Origin of the sequence: Flavobacterium sp. MMS24-S5 (assembly GCF_050320125.1) — a bacterium.
Classification (GTDB): domain Bacteria; phylum Bacteroidota; class Bacteroidia; order Flavobacteriales; family Flavobacteriaceae; genus Flavobacterium; species Flavobacterium tyrosinilyticum.
On sequence record NZ_CP190016.1, the window covers coordinates 914386 to 935274 of the forward strand.

Genomic DNA, 20889 nt, shown 5'->3' on the forward strand with positions numbered 1-20889 from the left:
ACACCACATTTAACTCATTGATATCTGTACGAGGCGAGTAATTTTTATTAATTATTGTCTTTTTCATATCGATTTAATAAATCGGAATGACTCATTGATGGTTCAAAAATTAAATTTGTTAGAATATACTCTTTCATTTTTACTATATCTACAAATGTTTCTAATTCATAATAATTAACTATATCCTCTATCAATTCTCGTTCATTGTAATAAAAAAACACATCACCATAAAACTTTAAATAATTAAGAAATTCTTTCTTTTCCTTCACATGTATCTCAAATTCATTAAAAATAAACTCAAATGGAGAAACTCCTATAATTCCATTAAGCAAAAATATATCGAAATAGAAGCTCGTATTTATTTCCTTCACTCCTTCTTCAAACTTTACTTTTCTTGGAAACATTTCTAATATTAATCTTTTCCAATTATCCCCATTAAAGTCTCTCCACAAAATAGTATATGCTAAACATAATTCTATATTATAACTCCTGTCATAATTCTTAAATGAAAAAACTAATAAATTCATTTTTTGATCAATAGATAGCATCTCTATTTTTTCTTTAATACTTGTATGAATCCTAAATCTATTTAAGGGTGATGATGCATAAAGTTGTTTTGCTAATTCAATTTCACTCATAATTATTCAGTAATAAATTTCGTTTGGGTTTTTAAATTTCCTGCATCATCTAAATATTTTATTTCTAATGAAGCCCCTTTAGTATCTATACCAAGTTGTCTAAAAATTTCAGGAAATTTGTTTGTCTCATCAACAGTCGGAAAATAATGTCCAGACGAATTTGAAATTTTTTTTAATTTACCATTGACAGTCTTTATTGTACCGGCTGCTTCAACACTACTCGCATTTCCTAAAAAATGATGCTTTTTCCCTATTTTTAACTCACCATTTGTTGTTATTACAAAATCAACATCATTAAATGTATTTCCTTTAGAGGCCATTTGTTTAATATATCCACTTTCAATTTCTGCTATGCCCCAAAGTTGTCCATCTAAAGGCATTTCTTCGGTTGGAAATTTATTGGCTATATGCTGAATTGATTTCCAATCTCTTGCTTTATACAATCCTTTCCATTTCGTATACCCTCCCGCTTTTTCAATAGCTTCTAAATTTTTAGATACTAAATTTAACTCATTCAAATCTGTACGAAGCGATGGAGCATGTTCTGCTAAAACTTGCCAAGCCTTAAAACCCGAATTTTCATTAACGAGCGCTTTAAATTCTTTACCATTTATTGCTAAATCTTCCATCAAAAACTTAAGGCATTGCGAATAAGAAAAGCACGAATGCAATACAAAAAAAAGAATTACTATTTTTTTCATTATACTACAATTTAATTTCTTTTTCCTCATCTTCGTAATTGCTCAAATTCTTAAACTTTAGTACATATCTTCCATCTAAAAAATAAATATCATTCAACAGAACACTTCCGAATTCGAATGAAATGTGTTCAATATCACTTGTCTCCAAATTGATTCTATAAACACTTCTTTCATGAAGAATGATCAAATTATTATCAAAAAAATAATTTCTCACAAAATCATTATTCCTCGGTTCAATAGGAGATTTATATTCTTTAAACTCTTTAGTATCTGTATTGAATATAATAGGATTATATTTTGGAATGTAAATATATATTCCATTTTCTGATTCCATTTTAAAATGATCCAGATTTACAAAAAGTCCTTCAAATTCACATTGCAACAATGGAATATCGATTTTTGAATTATTTACAAGAAAATCGAATTTCCAAAACATTCGACCATAATTAAGTTCCTCTAATTCTGTTGCTATAATTTCTGTATTACTTTTTAAAGCTTTATAAAAGTGTTGACTATCTAATTTCATAAACATGGTTTTTTAATATTATTTTTTCTAAAAATCTCGAAAGCTTCTATCATTTCATCTAATTTCCCCGCTTTCTGAGCTTCTTTAAAATCTGAAAGTATCTTAGAAGATGCATTTATGTAATCTACTATATCATCTGAAACGTCTAAAGGTAATTTATTAAACACCGTTTGCAAATCGGTTACTACCTCTTTTCCTTCTACAACGCAGTTTCTCCACTTGCCATTTAAATATATTTTAGCTTCTAAATTTTTGAAATAGCTGGCATCCATGAAATGCAATTTTTTAGTAAATTCTATTTGTTCTCCAGCTAAATCTGCCTCCTTCTTAAACCATGGTGCTACATCACCTATTTTAAGATCTACATCAGTAGCTTTATCACTCATTTCAAAAACAAAATAGTAGGTTCCTTCGCTAATATCGTCACTCAGCATTCTTGAATCATAAGTATAAACTAAATCATCTACGCCTTCAGAATTTTTTAAGATAGGACTTCCAAATCCTCCTGATAAACTTGCTTCTTTTTGAAATCTATCTATTCTAAACTTATAATTTTTTCCACTAATTATCTGCTTTATTTTAGAAAATCCATTATATGGCGGCCAATTAATACCTTTATAGTGATTAAGATCATTACTTTTAAATAGATCATAAAGTTCGTCCCATTTATTCTCACCCCATAATTTATATGCTTGTTCTGCAATTTCTGCTTTAGCTCCACCTGCAAAATCATTCACGGAATTTACAAAATCTTTAAATTTCACATTTTTATAGACCATGTCACCTACCTCATCAATAAACCCAAGCACTCTCCAGACTTCTTCTTGTTCAGTAACTAATTTTCTTTGTGCAGGCGATAAATCATCTATTTTAACTATAAGACTTCTCCATTCGGTATACTGTGCAATTAATAAACTCTTAATAGCCTTATTCTCTTGAAGTAAAGCTTTGGTTGCAGCTGGTAACTTTGATACGAACTTATATCCACCTACAGCTACATTTTTCATTCCAATAACTGCCATACCCATATTGTAGGCATTAATGATTTGTCCAAAAGTACTTTTTGAATCTACTGTTTCGGTGTTTACTGCGATATTTCCAACAGCACCTACTACTTCTGCCATAGCCCAGCCACGACGTACCCATGTTACTTTAGCAGCCAAAGCAGTACCACCACTAAAATAAATAGTAGCTAAATCCAGTGTCGTAACTATACCTTTCTCAATATAATCATTCCTTACTTTATCATCTTGGTATTTTAAGAAAATTGCTGGAACAATATAATGGTTATTTCCTAAATCATTATCTCCTAAAGCTGTTGCTATCAAAGGTAGTTTTCCTTGTTGTGGTACTATTATAATTGGAGTCAAAGGAGAAACTTCTTCTATAATTTCAATATGTTCTTCTTTATTTACTCCACTACCTTTAGTATCAAATGCCTTATAGAAATAAGTAATATACCTATCATTCAACGTGACGTTTCCTGTACTTTCACTATATACTCCTTCATTGTATTTAGAGGTAAATACTGGACTAATTAATGATGATGTATCACTACTATAATCTATTCCTTGTAGATTTATTACTCTTTTTGCGAAATCATCTGTTTCCTTAGGCCATCTGTTCTCTATAGATTTTGGAGCCTGATTAAACATTGTTACTAAAGCCCCTATAAAATTTGTATAGTTTTTCTTATCAGTTAAAAAGTAAACAGAAGCATCATCTATTTCTCCTATAAGCTTTTTTAAAACCTTATTAGTCTCCTTCTCTAAAAATGCATAAAAGTTGGTATAATTATCAGTTCTAATAGCACTCATTAAGCGCAAAATCGCCAATTCAGAACGTTCCTTTAACGCTGACTGCGTTGAAATTGTATTGATAAGGCTCTCAATTTCTGTGTAAGCTAAGTTTCTAATAGCTGACATACAAGCATTATTAACAGAGGTCGCAACTTTTTCTCCATCTGTTAATTTCATTACCGCTCTTAATTCTGCAATTCCATCTTGCATTTCAGAAGATGAGCAATCTCTTAAATCTCTTGACAATAATTCTTGTGCGAAATTATTATAACACGAGCCGTCTTTTATATCAAAAGGAGAAAGCTTCCAATCACTTTCAGGAATGTTTTTTATTTTTTCTAAAACCCTTGCGTTAACATCTTTAACCTTTTCATCTTCTGCATTCCATTCAACTAATACATAATCATAATCACAACCATCACCTCTAGATCTAAATAGATTAACTTTATCGTTTATCGTTTTAGAAACTTTTTTTGCTACAATCTTTTCAGTACCATTAATGAATGCTTTTGCATTTATATCCCATTCATAATATTTATCATTATATTTAATGGTTTTAATAATGTAATTTTTCGCAATTGCTACTGAAACTACTATTCTCTCATTATTAAAATAAAACTCATCTATAAGAACTCCACTTGGTGTTAATGCTAAATGGGCAAATTTATTAAGCTCCCCACTACTCTGACTCTGAAACGCATATAATTTAAATGCAGGATCATTAATCTGTTTCCAATCCAAATGGTTTAAAAGAGTACTTGTGGTACTATAATCCATTAAGAAACTGGTACTGCCTTCGGCTGTTTTATACTGTTCAAAAGGATGTTCTAGCTTAAAGATTCCATGCCCTAACTCATGAGCTGCAGTAGCAAGATTTTCTTTGCCATTATTAGCTTTCGCGAATACATATCCAAATTGTCCATTTAAACGCATATATCCATCTTGTTTTGTGCTAGAAATCTTGTTTGTAATAAACAAAACATAACCGTTACGCGAACCTTGATATGATGCATTTATCTTTAGCTGTTCTGCACTGTAAGTAGAAGTAATAGTATTTTTCTCGGTTTGAATTACATTGCCTGAAACTATCTTATCTATATTAAAAATAGCCTCCTTCTTAAAGTTAATTTTAACTCCAATTTTGCTATAAATCTTCTGTGTTTCAGCAATAATTTCATTTAACTTATTTGCAGAGATATCATCAGTAGGAACCAAGGCCACATTAACATCTTTTGGAGAAATATGCACTAGCATAAATGCGCCAATAACCTGCCATTTATCACCTTGTTTTACGGTTGCTAATATTTGTTCTTCGGCGTACGTTAAACTCCCTTTTACAGTAAGAACAAATATTTTATCATTTCTTGTAAAGTCAATTTTTGCTCCATTCTGGGTTTTAAAAACTATGCTATCGAGATTTATTTTGGCATCTGTAACGGTTACCGTAGCCAACATTGTATCTGAATCACCATTCAAAACGGCTTTATACGGCAATACGTTATCACCTGCTTTGGCATACAATTTCTTTAAAGCTGCAGATGCACCTTCTGGCATTACATCAAAAGCATACTTGCTTCCGTTTCCAGAAAAAGCAATCGAAATACCTTTGGCCGTAAATGCTGTGGCTTGACCACTTTTATCTACGCCATCTGTATTTTCTGGCGATGGTTTGCCTCCTTCGGCAACTGCAACACCTTGATTGCTTCCATTTCCTTCACTGTCTACCGTGTAAACTTTTGGAGGAACAACAACTTTTCCGTCTTTATCTACAACACCGCTGTCTGTAATTACAGTGTCTTTTCCTCCAGGAATGGTTATCTGCTCGCCGTCAACACCATTTACAAGTATATCTCCATTAGCATTAATGACAATATCTTTAATTATAAAAGGAACTTTTTCTTCAATTTGTCCGCCTTTACCCTCTCCTGTGAAATCTTCAATGTCGGTAACATTTTTCCAATCTGGGTTATAGCTTGTTTCTACAACACCACTGATCAATTGATAATCGGTATTGATCACAATATCCTTAAATTCTACCGCAATTTTAGTATCGGCTAAATAAGGAACAATGATATATCCGAGTCCAGAATATGGGCTGTTTTCTCCTCTAAGTTCTAAAATAGTTACAGGAAAGTCACCAGCTCTAAATGTCTCGCTTTGAATTAAATTGGTTAGCGGTTTTTGATTCTGAATATTGATTTGCGGAACGATACCACAATTGTATGCAGGAACACCACTACTTTCTGTTGGTGTGGTAAAAGTGCTTATATTAGAATAAGTAAACGACTGAATTCCGTCTTCAGCCGGATCACAGCTCGATCCCACTCTAAATTCATAGGTTACTCCTGGCTCTAAATTGGTAATTAAACTTTGTTTGTTTAAACTATTTGACGAGAACCACTGTGCATTCCGAACACCTTGTTTTTTATATTGTACCTGATAGCGCGTATGCTCTGGCACTCCTTCCCAAGTAATTTTTACACTTTTTGAACTTTGCGATTCGCTTAATAAAAACGTTGGCGCGGTACATGAAGCCGTATATTTAAAAGAATATATTTCGCTGTATCCGTCATTTTTAAAAACAGCATTTTCTGAAAGTCCCGTTGTCGAAATCGCTCGTACTCTCCATGCGTAACGTAAACCTGGAGTAAGTATTGGCATACTTAAATTGTATAGAACAGCGGTTCCAAATAAAGTTTCTTCGTATAAAGTCGGCGACATTTGAAACCCAATTTGAGGATCTAATGTTGGATCTAGAAGCTGTTTTAGCTCAAATTTATACGAAACATTTGTTGCATTGATCTGACGCGGTGTCCAAGTAAATAAAATATTAGGAAATTCTGTCGAAGCAATTTGTTCGTTTTTTTGCGGTGTATTTAATAACGGTGGATCATTTAATATCAGGTATAAACTAGCACAACTTTTTTGAGATATTTTTTGATTCGTTACAAAATCGTACATCTCAAAACAAAAATTGTACATTCCTTCTGGCAACGGATTCGCATATTGCGTTGCAGAGATTCCTTGCAGGTTTTCTAACCTAAAAAGAGATGCAATATCAACATTGGTTAAGGTTTGCAGTTCCCCTCCATTTATATATATTGGCCTTTGTTCCTGTGCATAATCAGAAGTTTGGATATTTAATCCGTTGCCTTGTATGTACAGTTTTAAGCGTACTCTTCTTTGCGAGATAGAGATATCGGTTGGATTAATCAACAATTGCATCTTCGTATCCATGCTTGTTGCATAATCGGATATTTTGACGCTATACGGACTATTGAAAACTGGTGTTAATTGAACTGGATACAATTGTGCATATCCAACTGCATTAAAAAACAGAAATAGAACAATGAAATATAGGTTGTTGAAAAGGTTCTTCATTTTTTAATTGATGATAATTTTTTTAACCAATGTTTGCTGTCCTGTCTCCAATACTAAAATATACATACCCGATTGTAGTGAAGTATTAAAATCTACTTCGTACTTTTTCTTCCCTGAGTCTTGTTTTTGAATCATCGTATTTTGTCCAGAAGAGGAGAACAGTCTTAAATTTATCGCACTGTTGTTTTCTAAATTTACAATTGCTTTAAAATTACCATTGTTCGGATTTGGGGTTACAATAAAATCTATAATAAATTGAGATGCCGTTTCGGTATTTGGTAATGTACCGCGTTTTTCTACCATGATATTTTTGGTAAAAACTGCATAACATTCTCCTTGGGTCTGTTTTAAGCCAATTGAATACACTCCAACTGCATCAAACTTTAAGGTCACGTATTTTTCCTTTTGCTCTACCACTTTTACTCCGTTTGGAATAACCCAATCTGTGCTTTCTCCAAAAGGACTACTGGTATTAACCAAAATTACTTCCTCGTCTAAATACGCTTGAGAACTCAATAAAAATTCTGCGCTAATGGCCATTTGGCTCGTTTTTATCACAATTTCATCTTCGCCAATACAACCTAAAGCCGTAGTAGCTTTTACATGATATGTTCCTGCTTTTGACACATTAATTTTTGCTTCATTTGAAGTGAATCCGTTTGTAGAAGTCCAACTATATTTTGCTTGCGGATCTTTAATTGAAGCATCTAAATCTAGACTTTGGTCAATACATAAAGTTCGATCCTGAACCAACGTTGACAATAACTGGCTCAGGATCTTTTAAAACAAATCGCTTTTTGTAAACGCAACACTCTGGACAAGTAATCGTAACTTCATAATTTCCAGCCGTAAGATTATTTAAATCTTTGGTAACTGCTCCTGTATTCCATAAATACGTATAAGGCAAATTACCTCCTGTAACATTAAGTTCTATAGATCCGTCGTTTCCTTTATAGCAAATAGGATTTTTAACCGTTTCCGTTGATAGTATTCCGTTTGGATCTCCCACAAAAATACTTCCCTGAACCACGCATCCTTTTGCATCTGCCGCTATTACAAAATAATTGTTTGTGGTAATGTTTTCTATTTTAGAAGTTGTTTCTCCGTTTGTCCATTCGTATGTATAAGGCGGCGTTCCACCTGTTACATGTGCTTCTGCCCAACCGTCATCTCCAGTCGTACAGCCCACATCAAACTTCGTAAAGGTTAATTTCAACTGATCTGGTTGTGGAATATACTTTTCGGCATCAATTTCTTTCACTAAAACATTATTCACATAAGTTCCCAGTTTTATTCCGTTGGCGTCTTCAATGTTTAGTGCATAAGTTCCTTCAGAAAGATATTCAGCTGTATCTCCTGTATTATTCCAGATAGCCCAAGAACCGTTGGCTTGTTTTTTCTTCCAAGTGTAATAATAAGGCAATCCATTATTTTTCTCTTTATTAAGCTGAATACCTCCTGTTACATTCGCTTTTAAAATTCCGTCTTGCGACTCATCTCTTTGATTATCTAGAGGATTAGCATCAATCTCGTTTCCAAATTCGTTGCTCACATTACAAGAAATAGTGCGAATCACTTCAAAAGTGACTTCAATCGGATCCGGATCGTCTAATTCAATAACGGAATTAGCTACGGTACAACTCGTTTTATTTGTCGCCGCATTGTAATTAGCATCACGTACCGTTAAAGTATAAGTTTCTTCAGGAAGTCCTGTTAATGATATTCTATAAACACTATTTTCAAAACTTGTTGTAAAACTAGTTTGCACTACTCCTTTACTATTTTTCCATTCAAACCAATATGTATTGTCTGCTGCAATAGTTCCGCCAGTAACCTCAACTACAATTTTTCCATTTGTTGCTTTGTAGAAACTCGGATTTACAACCTCTGTATATTTAATCGCAAGCGGCGCTTTTGGCTGATCGATAAAAACTTCAGCGTAAGCCGTACAGCCTTTTTTATCTGTTGCAATTACCCAATAATTTCCTGTTTTTAAAACGGTATTTTTATCCGATTTTACTTCATTAGACCATTCATAAGTGTAATCTCCGCTTCCTCCTTCTGCAGTTGCAGTTGCCCATCCGTCATTACCTCCATTACAAAAAACATCTCCTTTTGCGATTTTCACAGACAATACTGGTGGCTGATCCATAAATTGCGTAACATCTATCGCCTCTGCAAGCTCATTGTTAACATAAGTTCCTAAAACGATTCCATTTCTGTCTTTTACATTAAGCGCATAAGTTCCATAAGAAAGATTTGAAGCTGTTTCTCCTTTTATATTCTTTAAGTCAATCCAAGAACCATCGTCCTTTTGTTTTTTCCAATAAAAATAATAAGGCAATCCATTATTTTCATCTAATGGAAGCGGAATTCCACCTGTAACATAAGCCTTCAAAATTCCATCTTGAGATTCATCTCTTTGATCATCTTTTGGAGTTGTATCGGTATTGTCTCCAAACTCATTTTTGGCATTACAAGAAATAGTCTGAACAATTTTGAAAACCACTTTTATAGGGTCTGGTTCTGTCAATTGAACTTCAGATTCTGCAATCGTACAATTAACTGTCTGGCCAGTCGCTTCATTGTAATTTTTATCTGTTACAGTCAAATAGTAAAAATCTGCTGGCACGTTATTTAAGGTGATAGTATAAACTCCATTTATTACTTCTGCAGTTGGATTTTGTACCAAGCCAGCCGAGTTTTTCCACTCGTAATTATATAGTCGGCCTTCATTTGATGCAGGATCAAATTCTGTTCCTCCCTTTATTTCTGCTATAATTTTACCATTAGAACCACCTGAAAAAGTAGGGGGTTTTAATGTCTCATAATTAATACTTACAGCGAAATCAGGTTCATCTATATCTATATTTAATGTGCTAAAACATCCATTTTCATCAGTTACCTCAATAGCATACGTTCCTTTAATTAAATTTGATATTTTATTTTCATCGACAGTTCCTTCTCCTGTATTATACCATTTATATGTATAAACACCAGTTCCTCCTATTGCGGTTACAGTTGCCCATCCGTTATTGCCTTTATGGCACGAAACATCTCCCCAAGTATAGGACAGCTGTATTTTATCAGGTTCAGAAATTTTTTGAATAGCTGCTTTTGCTTCTAAGAGTTTTTCTGTATCGTAAGTTCCCTGTACTATTCCATTAGCGTCTTCAACATTTAAAGAGTAGGAACCTTCAGAAAGATTTTCGGCAAGTAGTTTTTTATACTCAGACAATTCATCCCATTCTTTGGTATCCTCATTATATTTCGACCAGAAAATTTTATAAGGCTGACCACCATTATTTCCTCCTTCAAATGGCACACCACCGCTTACTGTAGCTTTTAATATTCCGTCTGCGGATTTACTTTCACCACCAATCGGATTTAGGCTTTCTGAATTACAAGAAATCTGTTGCTCCACTGTAATTTTAATTTCAATTGGATCGGGATCAATTAATGTAACTTCTAAATTTGGATCTATTTGTTGATCTATCAAACAATTTCTTTCGTCTGTTACAGATAATTTATAAGTATCGGCGGGAACGTTCTTTAATGAAATGGTAAAAACATTATTCGCAAATTGAGTAGATGACTTACTTGCATCGATCTTATCATTTTTACTATTTGTCCAAATAAAAGCATACGAATTACCTTTTATAGGTGTTCCACCCGAAATTGAAGCTGTTATTGTACCATTTTCAGCTTTGTGAAAAGTAGGATTCGATTTTGAAACTTTACCTTCTACAACAAGCGGCCCGTCAGGTTGAGTAATTTCTTCTGATAATTCTTTTTCCTTGTTTTCTGGCGTTAGCGCTATACAGCCAAGTATGTCAGATGCATCTTTTATTTTTCGAACTTTAACATAATGATAGCCTAATTTAAGACCTTCTATAGAAGTTGTCGCTCCATTTTCAAAATCTTTCCAATTTACTCCATGATCGGTAGAATATTGGAAAATACCGCTTTTTGCTCCTCCAGTAGCCGTTACCGTTATTGCACCATCTAAACCGCCATGACAATTAATATCATTCTTTTTCTTAATCGAAAAATCTACAGGATTGGGCGCCCCTATATTAAATTTATAAGGGCTACTATCTATATATATAGAGCTCGTAGTGGCATCATTAATAAATCCCGCGAATGTTAGGCTATACTGTCCTTTTTCAAAATTACATGGTGCTATAAAATTACTTCCACTAAACGAGTTCTTATCTGCTTGTCCTGAACAAATTACGTCTGTCCACTTATTTAAAATTTCATCAAAGCGTTTAATACTAAAAATCAATTTTTCGGTACTAAATAGAGGTCTGTTAAATTTTACGTTCACTTTAGCATCATTAGAACCAAAACATGTCATTTCTTGTTCTTGATAAGATTCAATTAAAGGAGCCGACTGACGTACAATATAAGTAACCACATTAGAAACAGAAGTACATCCTAATTGTCTTATATAAATCTTTTTACCATGATATTCTCCCGCTGAATCACCTAAAATATCTTTTGCACTAGCAGTAAAACTTGACTTTGTTGCAAATTGTGGCATGTTGACCCAACCATATGGACTGGTATAATCAAATGAAAACTGCCAATTATATTCTGAACTGTCAAACCCTGTATTAGAACTTACCGTAACTTTTGTGTCGGTTGGCAAATCATTTTTACTCCCAGGATCAACAACTACAAGCACAGGACGAATCTGTATGTTAAATGAAGATGTACCAAGTCCATCCCCGTCACTGCCTACATTTCTATATTCTTTAAATTGAAAATCATCACTATAGCAAAGAAATCTATCTCTTCTCGTAAGTCTCCCCATATTATAAGGCCTATTTCCGTTACAAGAATGCTTATCATATCTTGAAGCAGAAAAGTACAAAGATTGCAGAACTTTATTCGCTTTGAATGTAGTTCTCACATTAGTATAGTAATCAGTCTTTCTATTATCAGAATAAGTAATATCTAAGGCTTTATAATTATCTGCAGGAGTGCTAAATTCTAAAGTAACAAATGCAGTCCCGCAATTATGGTGTTCATCATTATAAACTGAGCCATTAAAAATAACTTCGTACGAACCCAATTCCGCAGTCTGACCTTGAGCATAACCCAATCCGCAAACCAACAAGATAACAAATAAGTAAAATTTCTTCATAGGCTTAATAAATAACTGTTAAGGTCTCTGGTTTTGCTGGACTATCATTTTCTAAACTTGGGACCAGATGATATTCGTATTCTTTATTAATTTTCAAATTTTTATCTTCTAAAGTAAAAACCGTTCCGTTTAATTCTTTCCATAAAGTTGGCGGAAGCCCTTTTTCATTTTTGTAAATACTCAGGCCTAAAACCTTGCCTTTATTCTTTGCATAGTCCCAAGAAAGAACTATTTTTCGATTTTCTCTATCTGCTGTTCCTTGCGAAAATGTTATCACTTTTACTGGTGTAAAATTCAACACACTAACCGTGATTACCGAATGATCTAACGAAGACCATAGATTACTTTTATCCTTAGCCAGAATAGCATATTGATAAATCTTTTTGTTTTCTATTCGATCATCTGTAAATTCCTGAATCGTATCATTTATTTGTTTGATTTCGACCCATTTTTCCTGTCCCTTTTCTCTTCTTCTTAAACTATGACTGACAACATCTTCACTATAGCTTCGTATCCACTTTAAATGTACTTTGCCATCTTTGTTATCATAATCTTTAAAAATAGGTGCAGCCGGCGGAATTTTATCGGGTTTATCTAATACCAGAATATCAGAAGGATCAGAGATATTATAACGCATATCTTCAGCAGCAATTCTATAATAAACTTTGCTGTTCGTCATTTTTAAACTCACGCTGTCTTTATACTCTGTACCGCTGTAAGATTGATGGTAAATATCTACAAACTCCTCTCCTTCAGTATTGGCTCTTAGTATTCGGTATCCGCGAAGATCTTTTTCTGTATTGGGTTTCCATTTTAGTCTAACCGTTCCAAGACTATCAATCACTCCTTCTAGCCCGATTGGTTTGGCTGGCGGTATAGAATCGACTGGTTGTACCAGCATACTTTGAGAAGTTAATCTCTGATTGTTTTTTCCAACAACCGAAATGGTGAAATAATTGGACGGATACAGTTCTTCTTTAAACTTGAGTTTCCTTTCAGATGGAGGAATAATTTTAGAGACCACTCTATAAGGCCCTTTATCATTACTTGCTAAATTAATTTCATAACCTTGAATAAATCCTTCAGATTCTTTCGGATAATCCCATTCAAGATTCACTTCATTAGAATTTATAATCGCATAATCTACCAATCTTGCTGGAGTTACTACAGCGGCAACACCTGTCGCTGTTATAGGTTTTGTAACTTCTCCTTTTTCTCCAAACGAAGTTATACCGTATAATCTATAATGATAAACTTTGTCGTTTACATTAAGTGTATCAACAAAGTACATGTTTTTGGACGGATTTTCGTCTTTATCGTTTAAGTTAACTAAAGCGGTATTTGATATTGGCGTATAATTGATTCCGTCTGAAGATTTTTCTACCATAAACGAGGTATAAATTCTTTTGAAGGTTTCATAATCCCAAGAAAGCAGTACTTTTCTATCGTCTGGAACAGCAATAAAGTCTGTTGGAGCAGGCAGAACCGAATAATCTTTTAGACCAATCATATAGGAAGCTTCTTTTACCTGCGGACTTTCAAAAACCTTTACTTGGTAAGCATATACTTCATTCTTCTTTACGTCTGTGTCTACATAACCCCAACCCGCTTTTACGGCTCCTTCAAAGCTCATATCTGCAGCATATAAAGCAAAAGTATATCGCTGATCTAGTTCGTCGGCCATATTAACTATTTTTGCCAAATCACCTTCTTTTGCACTTGTTACTTCAAAACTTTCGCCATAAATAGATTGGGCAATAATAGCCGCATTATTGTCTTTCTGTACAAAATCAATCCAAGAATCTAGTGGTTCGGGAGTTAATGGTTTAGAACTAAGAAGTACTTTTTCGGGTTTAGGCAAGACATTACCGTCGCGTAGAATTGTAGTTCTGGTAATTGTAAATCCTTTTTTATTGGCTTTCTGCCATTCTGCTGGAGAATTGATAGCCCAGCGAACTAAAATTTTATCCTTTTGTGCTCTGGCTTTAACCACAACAGCAGGACGTTTAGTCTGTGAATAGGATACCGATATAAACAATAAAAAGAAAAAAATAAACTTATTTGGGGACATAAGATGTAATTATTTCCATATTAAAAAAACAAAAGTAATCTTTTTAATTATGATTTAAATACGGTTTCCCGTACTGCAATGTAACAACACACAAACAGAAAAGCATAACAACCTCAAAAATAGTATATTACATTAAAATTAATCGCTTTTTTCATACGAATTAAAATCAAAAAAATATCATTTATAATATCTTCTTTCTCCTTTTTTACGGACTAGATATATATTCATAGTATAATAAATCTGGATATATTGATATAGCCAGTTTCAAATGACCGCTTTCCTTTGCTTGCAGATACAAAAATATGATCGCTAACACCTTGAACCCCAAAAAAAAAGCATAAACACCTGATATAAAACAAATTAAACTTAAAACTTATCCTATAAATCTTCATGAAAAAAGAATACCTTTACTTATAATAATTGTTTCCATAATTGCCTTAGACTTATTCAAAAGAAATTTACCCTTTAACTAATTTCTATCGTATTTATATGAAAACCAATTTTATCAGAATCCTGATTTTATTACTTCCATTAAGTATATTAGGGCAAACTCAAAAAAAAGAAATCAACCAGCAGCTTCAGACTTGGGTTTCCATCAATACGGTTACCAAATTTGCAGAACATTGGGGTCTGATTGGTGATTTTCATATCAGGCGGAATGATTTTGTCGCCGATCCAAGTTTTTATTTTATAAGAGGAGGCATCAGTTATATTCCAAATTCAAATATTTCCTTAAATCTGGGATATGCACATATGTGGCTTGCGCCGTCAAATCCAGAATGGAGTACTTTTGCAGATGAAAACAGAATTTATCAGCAGGCGCAGTTAAACACAAAATTCGGAAATGTAAGCATTTTGCAGCGCTTACGGAATGAACAGCGCTGGCAGGAAAAAATGGTCAATGATAGACCTAGCGGCGATTGGCGTTTTACCAATAGAATTCGTTATCTGATGAGTTTTACTTTTAGAATCTCAGATAAGAAATCATGGCCTCAAATGGTTCTCTCAGATGAGATTTTACTGCATTTTGGAGAAGAAGTCGTTTACAATACTTTTGATCAAAACCGCTTTTTTATAGGAATCAGAAAGAGCATTAATCCGAAATGGAGTTACGATTTTGGCTATATGAATGTATACCAGCAAAAATACTCTGGCTATCAATATGACATGAATCACACCATAAGATTGTTTTTTTATTTGAGTAACAGCATCAGGAAAAAAACGCCTTCTGAGATTGAGAATTCGGGCGATGAGTAAATTTATTTTTTAAATTAAAGTACTGTTAAATCTGAAAGATTCAAAAAACTCAAAAGCTCTTTTCTCTGCATAAGAATACTCAGAATCGCGAAGCGGAAAAGCACAATGCCCTCCATATTTCGGGGTTTCCAGATAAACAAATGCACTTTCTTTGGCAATAGTTCTTGGGTAACATCTTTCGCCCAGAAAAGGATCGTCTAGCGAATTAATAATTAAAACTGGAGTTGTAATATTTTTTAGAGAAAACTCTGGAGAAACACGTTCATAATAATCATCACGGCTTGCAAAACCATGAAGTGGTGCCGTAAAATATTGGTCTACTTCATCAAAAGTAGAGATATTATCTATTTGATCACGGTTGATAAAATCAGGAAATTGAGCCGCTTTGTATTTCAATTTCTTTTTAATATCAATGGTAAAATTCTTCAAATAAACTCTGTTAAAACCTTGCTTAAGCACCTCTGCACTTGTGGCAATATGGGTTGGCACCGAAATTGAGACAGCAGCTTTTATACGTTCATCTATTTTTGTCCATCCCAAATAATTTAAAAGTTGAACGCCTCCCATTGAATATCCTATCAGATAAATATCTTCAAATCCTTTTTTCAAAGCAAACTGAACCACTTCGTCCAAATCATCAACTGCACCGTGATGATACAGCCTTGGAAGACGATTCATTTCTCCGCCACAAGTACGATTGTTCCATGCAAAAACCGAAAAACCTTTCTGCTTAAAATAGGCTGCACAGCTGTTATTATAGGTTCTACGCGAATCACCTTCTAAACCGTGGCATAAAATAACGGCCTTTTTTGAGCCATTTAAAATATAATCGATATTGATAAAATCTCCGTCATTTAATTCATGCTTTTCTCTTGTATATTCAGGCACTTCAAATTTCTTAATCAGTGCAGCATAAATGGTAGAAACATGCCTGTTGCGATGAATAATAGAAGGGTAATTATATTCTGATTGTTCAATTAGTGGCATAACAAAGAATTTTGTGGTAATTAATACAAAGCTAAGAAATCATTCAATATGTAAATTAATTCGTTCTTTCTATTTTATCTTTTTAGTAATTCCCTAAAAAAACATATACAAAAAAATCGAAAAAAAGTTATTTTTAAATCTATAACATAAAACTGTAAAAACTATTGTCTATTTTTAAAGTATAAGATTTTACATCGTATGTTTGTTTTTTCAAAATACCACAAATTAATTTAAAAATAAACTGCTGTTAATTTTTAAAAACAGTTTAATGTTGTAGCACATTAGAAGGAAAATAAATTGTTAAATGTGCTAGAACACTGCGCTTGTCCTGTCATCTCTCGCTTGAATGTTTACTTTATTTGTATATTTGTTAAATCGATTTTTAAAAACAAAATCCCTCTAATGTTTGAACTCTTACCGGTAGATCCAAAAACAATATTTCTACTTTACTTTTGGGGCAATCTGTTTACCTGCATTCTTATTTTTAGTTTTTCATTTTCATATGCCACTAGCGATAACCGAAAAACTTTAAAATGGTTTGGCTTAGGCAAATTAATACTTACACTTGCTTGGGTATTGGCGCTTTTGCGAAATATTATTCCTGATTTTGCGTCTATTAACATTGCCAATTCTATGATTCTTGGAGCTTGCTGCTTTGAGACGATGGCTATGCTATCACTTATTAAAACTCATGCAAAAAAGCATTATCGGTTTCAAATAGCAATTACCGCAGCATCAATAGTATTCTTTAATATTGCTACAATTTTTGACGCATCTATGAATACTCGCGTCATAATTGGCGGTATTGGCATATTTTTTATTTATTTATTGCCAACTATAACTTATTTTACAGAAAAGGAAAAAAGCTTTTTTAAGACTTTTTATGTTATGTGTTACATATCATTTGAAATTCTAATTGTAATACGAATTGTTCACAGATATCTATATCCTCAAGATCTTATTATTTCCAATGACACCTTCGATAGCTTGTACAGCATTTGCCTATTTTTATTGACTTTAATTGGCATCGTAGGCTTTTTGCTTTTGGTAAAAGAAAAGCAGGATCATAAAATTAAAAAGCTTTTAAACGACAAGAACCAATTCTTTTCTATTATTTCTCACGATTTAAGAGGCCCTTTAGGCTCTTCTGTTTCTCTTTCTGAAATTTTATTGGAGAATATTGAACAATACAGTCGAGAAGAAATTAAAGAAATTTCAGAGCTCCTGCACGATTCAAACAAGAACATTTACAAATTACTAGAGAACCTTCTGGATTGGTCTCGAGTACAAACTGGAATGATTGCCTTTAATCCTAAAAATGTGCTTTTAAATGCCTTGATTGAGGAGAATATAGAACTAAGCCGAAATGTAGCTTTAAATAAAAACATCAACATCACGTTTGAATCGGCTTACCTTGTCGAAGCAGAAGTTGATAAAAATATGATTAGCACCATCTTACGAAACTTGCTAAGCAATGCGATTAAATTTACAGACAAGAACGGTGAGATTAAAGTCAAACTAGTCCAAACAAATCAAAAAGTAGAAATTTCTATTACAGATAACGGAATCGGTGTTCCAGACTACATAAAAGAAAAACTATTTAAAATTAACGGAAAGGTTCTACAAAAAGGAACAGAAAACGAACTCGGCAGCGGACTCGGATTATTGCTTTGCAAAGAGTTTGTAAGCATTCATCAAGGAACAATTTGGGTAGAAAGTGAACAAGGAAAAGGAAGTACATTTCAGTTTACACTTCCTATAAAGGTTGTTTAAATTCTAATACTGAAATTCCAGATTCCAAATTTAATCTGGAATCTGGAATTCAAATCTTTAAAATATTATTTAACTACAGTAGCTTCCAACTCTACTTTTAAAGTTTCAAAAAGACTTTTCACTTCCAAAACTGTACTAGATTGCCTGATTTCGTTGCTTTGAATCCAGTTTTGCATCACATCAAAATTTTCAAATAAAGCAACACTATCTGTTGTATAAATGTTAAGCCTTACAATATTCTTCAATTCATAATTGGCGTTAAGAATTACCTTCTCCAGATTTTCTATTGTTAGCAGCAACTGACTTCTCATATCTGCATTGCTCGAAATTCCGTCATCATCAATAGCAGTTTGTCCCGAAACGTACAATGTCCCTTTTGCATCGCTTACCTCTACTGCCTGAACATAATTTCTGGCATCCTGCCATTTCCACGGATTAATTATTTGTTTTTCCATCTTTTAAATTTTTAAAATTAACAGATGCAAAAATCAGCAAGCCTTTCTTTTCTTAGGTGTGACAAATATCACTATTTTAAAAAAGACGGCTCAATGTCTCGCGGGAAACTCCTAAAAAAGATGCTAAATAACTTTTAGGAACACGCTGTAGCAACGACGGATTTCTAAGTAGTAACTGTTCGTATCGCTCCCGTGCATTTGACGTTAGAAAAGACAAAATCCTAGTTTGTGAACCAATGTGACCAGCAATAGATTTGCGAAGAAAAAAACGCTCCATTTTCTGCAAATCCGAACAAAGTTTTTCGAAGTTTTGCAAAGAGAGACTATAAGCAATTGTATCTTCTATACATTCTAATGAAAGTGTAGCTTTACTTTGTGTATAAAAAGCCTGAAAATCTGTTTCCCACCAATCTTCCATGGCAAATGAAACAATATGTTTCTTAGCATCCTGATCTTCATAAACCAATTTTACAAGTCCTGAAATTATAAAATAAACATCTTTTACATCATTTCCTTCTTCAATAATAAGATCGCCTTTTTGAAAATTCTGCACAGCAAAATGAGAAATTATAAAAGATGCTTCTTCGTCTGACAGAGGAACTACTTTTTCAATATGAGTTTTTAATAATTGCTCAGGATTATTCATAAAATTGTTTTGATATAAAGATATGAATAGTGACTTAAAACAAAAAAATCCAAATTCCAGTTTAAATTGGAATTTGGATTTTTAAATATTGGTATTTTATAAACGTTTAGTCTAATACAAAACTTACGCTAACATTTGCTGTAATTTCGATTTCACCAACTGCAAGAGTTTCGTTTGAAGCACCCATTGAGTCTGCTTCTTTCATTCTCATAGCTGCAGCATACATTGGCTGTGGACGATAGATTTGAGAATTGTCTGAAATGGTAAAAGCTTTACCCACTTTTTGTCCTAAAACAGAAACATATTCTTCCGCTTTTGTTTTAGCATCTTTCATTGCTAATTTTCTAGCTTCAGACTCGTATTGTGCTAATTTAGAGGTTTCAAAAGAAACTTTATCTATTCTATTAATTCCTTGCTGAACCAAACCTTCCATTAACTCATCGTATTTAGCTAAATCTTTCACTACGATTTCTACTGTTTGTGTAGCATTATAAGAAGTTTTCTTTTTCTCATAATCGTACTGCGGATTAAGAGCTACTTGTTTTGTTTTGAAATCTGCTGTTGGGATATTCATTTTTTTGATGAATTTTAAAACAGCGTCCATCTTTTCGTCATTTTGTTTTTTAACGTCTTTAGCATTATTCCCTTTTGTTTCAACCGAAGCTGAAATACAAACCTGATCAGGTGCTACTTTTACTTTTCCTTCTCCATTAACATTAATTAGTGGTACTTGTTTGATTTCTTGGCCGTAAGACATAGTCATAAACATGATTGTTAAAAATAATACTAGTTTTTTCATTTTTGTTAAATTTTAATGTTTGATAAGAGCATTTCAAAAGTTGTGCCAAGCTTACAGTTTTCCCAATTTTGCCATTCCAAAAAGTATCAAAATCGGAATTGCAAGAAGAATAACCATTAGGGTATGATCTGTAAGAAGTGATGGCATTTTGATCAAAGTAATCAGATAACCTCCAATAGCACCTCCAAAGTGTGCTGTGTGGCCAATATTGTCATTTTTGGCTTTCATTCCGTAAATCGAGTATAATAAATATAATATTCCAAAAATATAAGCCGGCATCGGAATCACAAAAAATATTCCGAGCATCATGTCAGGTTGCAATAATATTGCGGAATATAAAACTCCCGTTACAGCGCCAGAAGCACCAACTGCACGATAACTATAATCATTCTTGTGAAATAGCATGGTAAGAAGACTTCCAAAAATTAAACTCCCAAAATAAACTAAGATAAAAGAAAAGTTACCGAGCCAGTTTAAAACTACAGGAGCAAAGAAATACAAAGTCAGCATATTAAAAATCAAATGCATCATGTCTACATGCAAAAAGCCAGAAGACAACATTCTAATCTGTTCTCCTGAACGAATGCTTCCGACATGAAATTCGTATTTTCTAAAAAAATAAAGATCGTTAAAACCTTTGTAACTAATAACAACGTTCGCAATGATAATCGCTATTAAAATAATATTCATAAGTAATAAGTATT

At 33.2% G+C, this 20889-nt stretch carries 14 protein-coding genes; 2 read left to right on the plus strand and 12 right to left on the minus strand.

Going from position 1 to position 20889, the window contains the following annotated elements:
• Positions 1 to 47 precede the first annotated feature (47 nt).
• The 7 genes from ACPWTF_RS03955 to ACPWTF_RS03985 are packed head-to-tail and all read right to left on the minus strand — an operon-like array spanning position 48 to position 14190.
• Positions 48 to 638 (minus strand): hypothetical protein, encoded by a 591-nt coding sequence (locus ACPWTF_RS03955; RefSeq protein ID WP_427874507.1) that lies wholly within the window; start codon positions 636 to 638, stop codon positions 48 to 50.
• A gap of 2 nt (positions 639 to 640) precedes the next feature.
• Positions 641 to 1339, minus strand: a complete 699-nt coding sequence (locus tag ACPWTF_RS03960; protein ID WP_427874508.1) for a hypothetical protein — start codon at positions 1337 to 1339, stop codon at positions 641 to 643.
• Between the two features lie 4 nt (positions 1340 to 1343).
• Positions 1344 to 1865, minus strand: coding sequence for a hypothetical protein (locus ACPWTF_RS03965; RefSeq protein ID WP_427874509.1), 522 nt, complete (start codon positions 1863 to 1865; stop codon positions 1344 to 1346).
• The gene (locus ACPWTF_RS03970) at positions 1862 to 7045 is read right to left on the minus strand and encodes a hypothetical protein (RefSeq protein ID WP_427874510.1); all 5184 of its coding nucleotides are present in this window, start codon (positions 7043 to 7045) and stop codon (positions 1862 to 1864) included. The genes ACPWTF_RS03965 and ACPWTF_RS03970 overlap by 4 nt, the downstream gene beginning before the upstream one ends.
• Positions 7046 to 7048: 3 nt before the next feature.
• Positions 7049 to 7807, minus strand: a complete 759-nt coding sequence (locus ACPWTF_RS03975; RefSeq protein ID WP_427874511.1) for a T9SS type A sorting domain-containing protein — start codon at positions 7805 to 7807, stop codon at positions 7049 to 7051.
• A complete protein-coding gene (locus ACPWTF_RS03980) occupies positions 7770 to 12197 on the minus strand; it encodes a SprB repeat-containing protein (protein WP_427874512.1) in 4428 nt (1475 codons plus the stop codon). The genes ACPWTF_RS03975 and ACPWTF_RS03980 overlap by 38 nt, the downstream gene beginning before the upstream one ends.
• 4 nt (positions 12198 to 12201) lie before the next feature.
• Positions 12202 to 14190 (minus strand): hypothetical protein, encoded by a 1989-nt coding sequence (locus tag ACPWTF_RS03985; protein WP_427874513.1) that lies wholly within the window; start codon positions 14188 to 14190, stop codon positions 12202 to 12204.
• A 567-nt stretch (positions 14191 to 14757) separates the two neighbouring features.
• Between ACPWTF_RS03985 and ACPWTF_RS03990 the strand changes: the two genes are divergently transcribed.
• On the plus strand, positions 14758 to 15525 hold the full coding sequence (locus tag ACPWTF_RS03990; RefSeq protein WP_427874514.1) for a DUF2490 domain-containing protein: 768 nt from the start codon (positions 14758 to 14760) through the stop codon (positions 15523 to 15525).
• Between the two features lie 9 nt (positions 15526 to 15534).
• On the opposite strand, the gene ACPWTF_RS03995 is transcribed toward ACPWTF_RS03990, so the two are convergent.
• On the minus strand, positions 15535 to 16512 hold the full coding sequence (locus tag ACPWTF_RS03995; RefSeq protein ID WP_427874516.1) for a YheT family hydrolase: 978 nt from the start codon (positions 16510 to 16512) through the stop codon (positions 15535 to 15537).
• Between the two features lie 402 nt (positions 16513 to 16914).
• Between ACPWTF_RS03995 and ACPWTF_RS04000 the strand changes: the two genes are divergently transcribed.
• The gene (locus ACPWTF_RS04000) at positions 16915 to 18285 is read left to right on the plus strand and encodes a sensor histidine kinase (protein ID WP_427874517.1); all 1371 of its coding nucleotides are present in this window, start codon (positions 16915 to 16917) and stop codon (positions 18283 to 18285) included.
• Positions 18286 to 18350: 65 nt separating this feature from the next.
• Here ACPWTF_RS04000 and ACPWTF_RS04005 read toward each other — a convergent pair whose 3' ends face one another.
• The 4 genes from ACPWTF_RS04005 to ACPWTF_RS04020 form a co-directional block, all read right to left on the minus strand.
• Complete coding sequence (locus ACPWTF_RS04005; protein WP_427874519.1) at positions 18351 to 18740, minus strand: RidA family protein; 390 nt, start codon at positions 18738 to 18740, stop codon at positions 18351 to 18353.
• 76 nt (positions 18741 to 18816) lie between these two features.
• Positions 18817 to 19386 carry a Crp/Fnr family transcriptional regulator gene (locus ACPWTF_RS04010; RefSeq protein WP_427874520.1) on the minus strand — a complete coding sequence of 190 codons (570 nt, stop codon included), beginning with the start codon at positions 19384 to 19386 and terminating at the stop codon, positions 18817 to 18819.
• Positions 19387 to 19492: 106 nt separating this feature from the next.
• Entirely contained in the window at positions 19493 to 20185 is a 693-nt protein-coding gene (locus tag ACPWTF_RS04015) for an SIMPL domain-containing protein (RefSeq protein ID WP_427874521.1), read from the minus strand.
• A gap of 51 nt (positions 20186 to 20236) precedes the next feature.
• Positions 20237 to 20875, minus strand: coding sequence for a rhomboid family intramembrane serine protease (locus tag ACPWTF_RS04020; protein WP_427874522.1), 639 nt, complete (start codon positions 20873 to 20875; stop codon positions 20237 to 20239).
• Between the last annotated feature and the right edge of the window lie 14 nt (positions 20876 to 20889).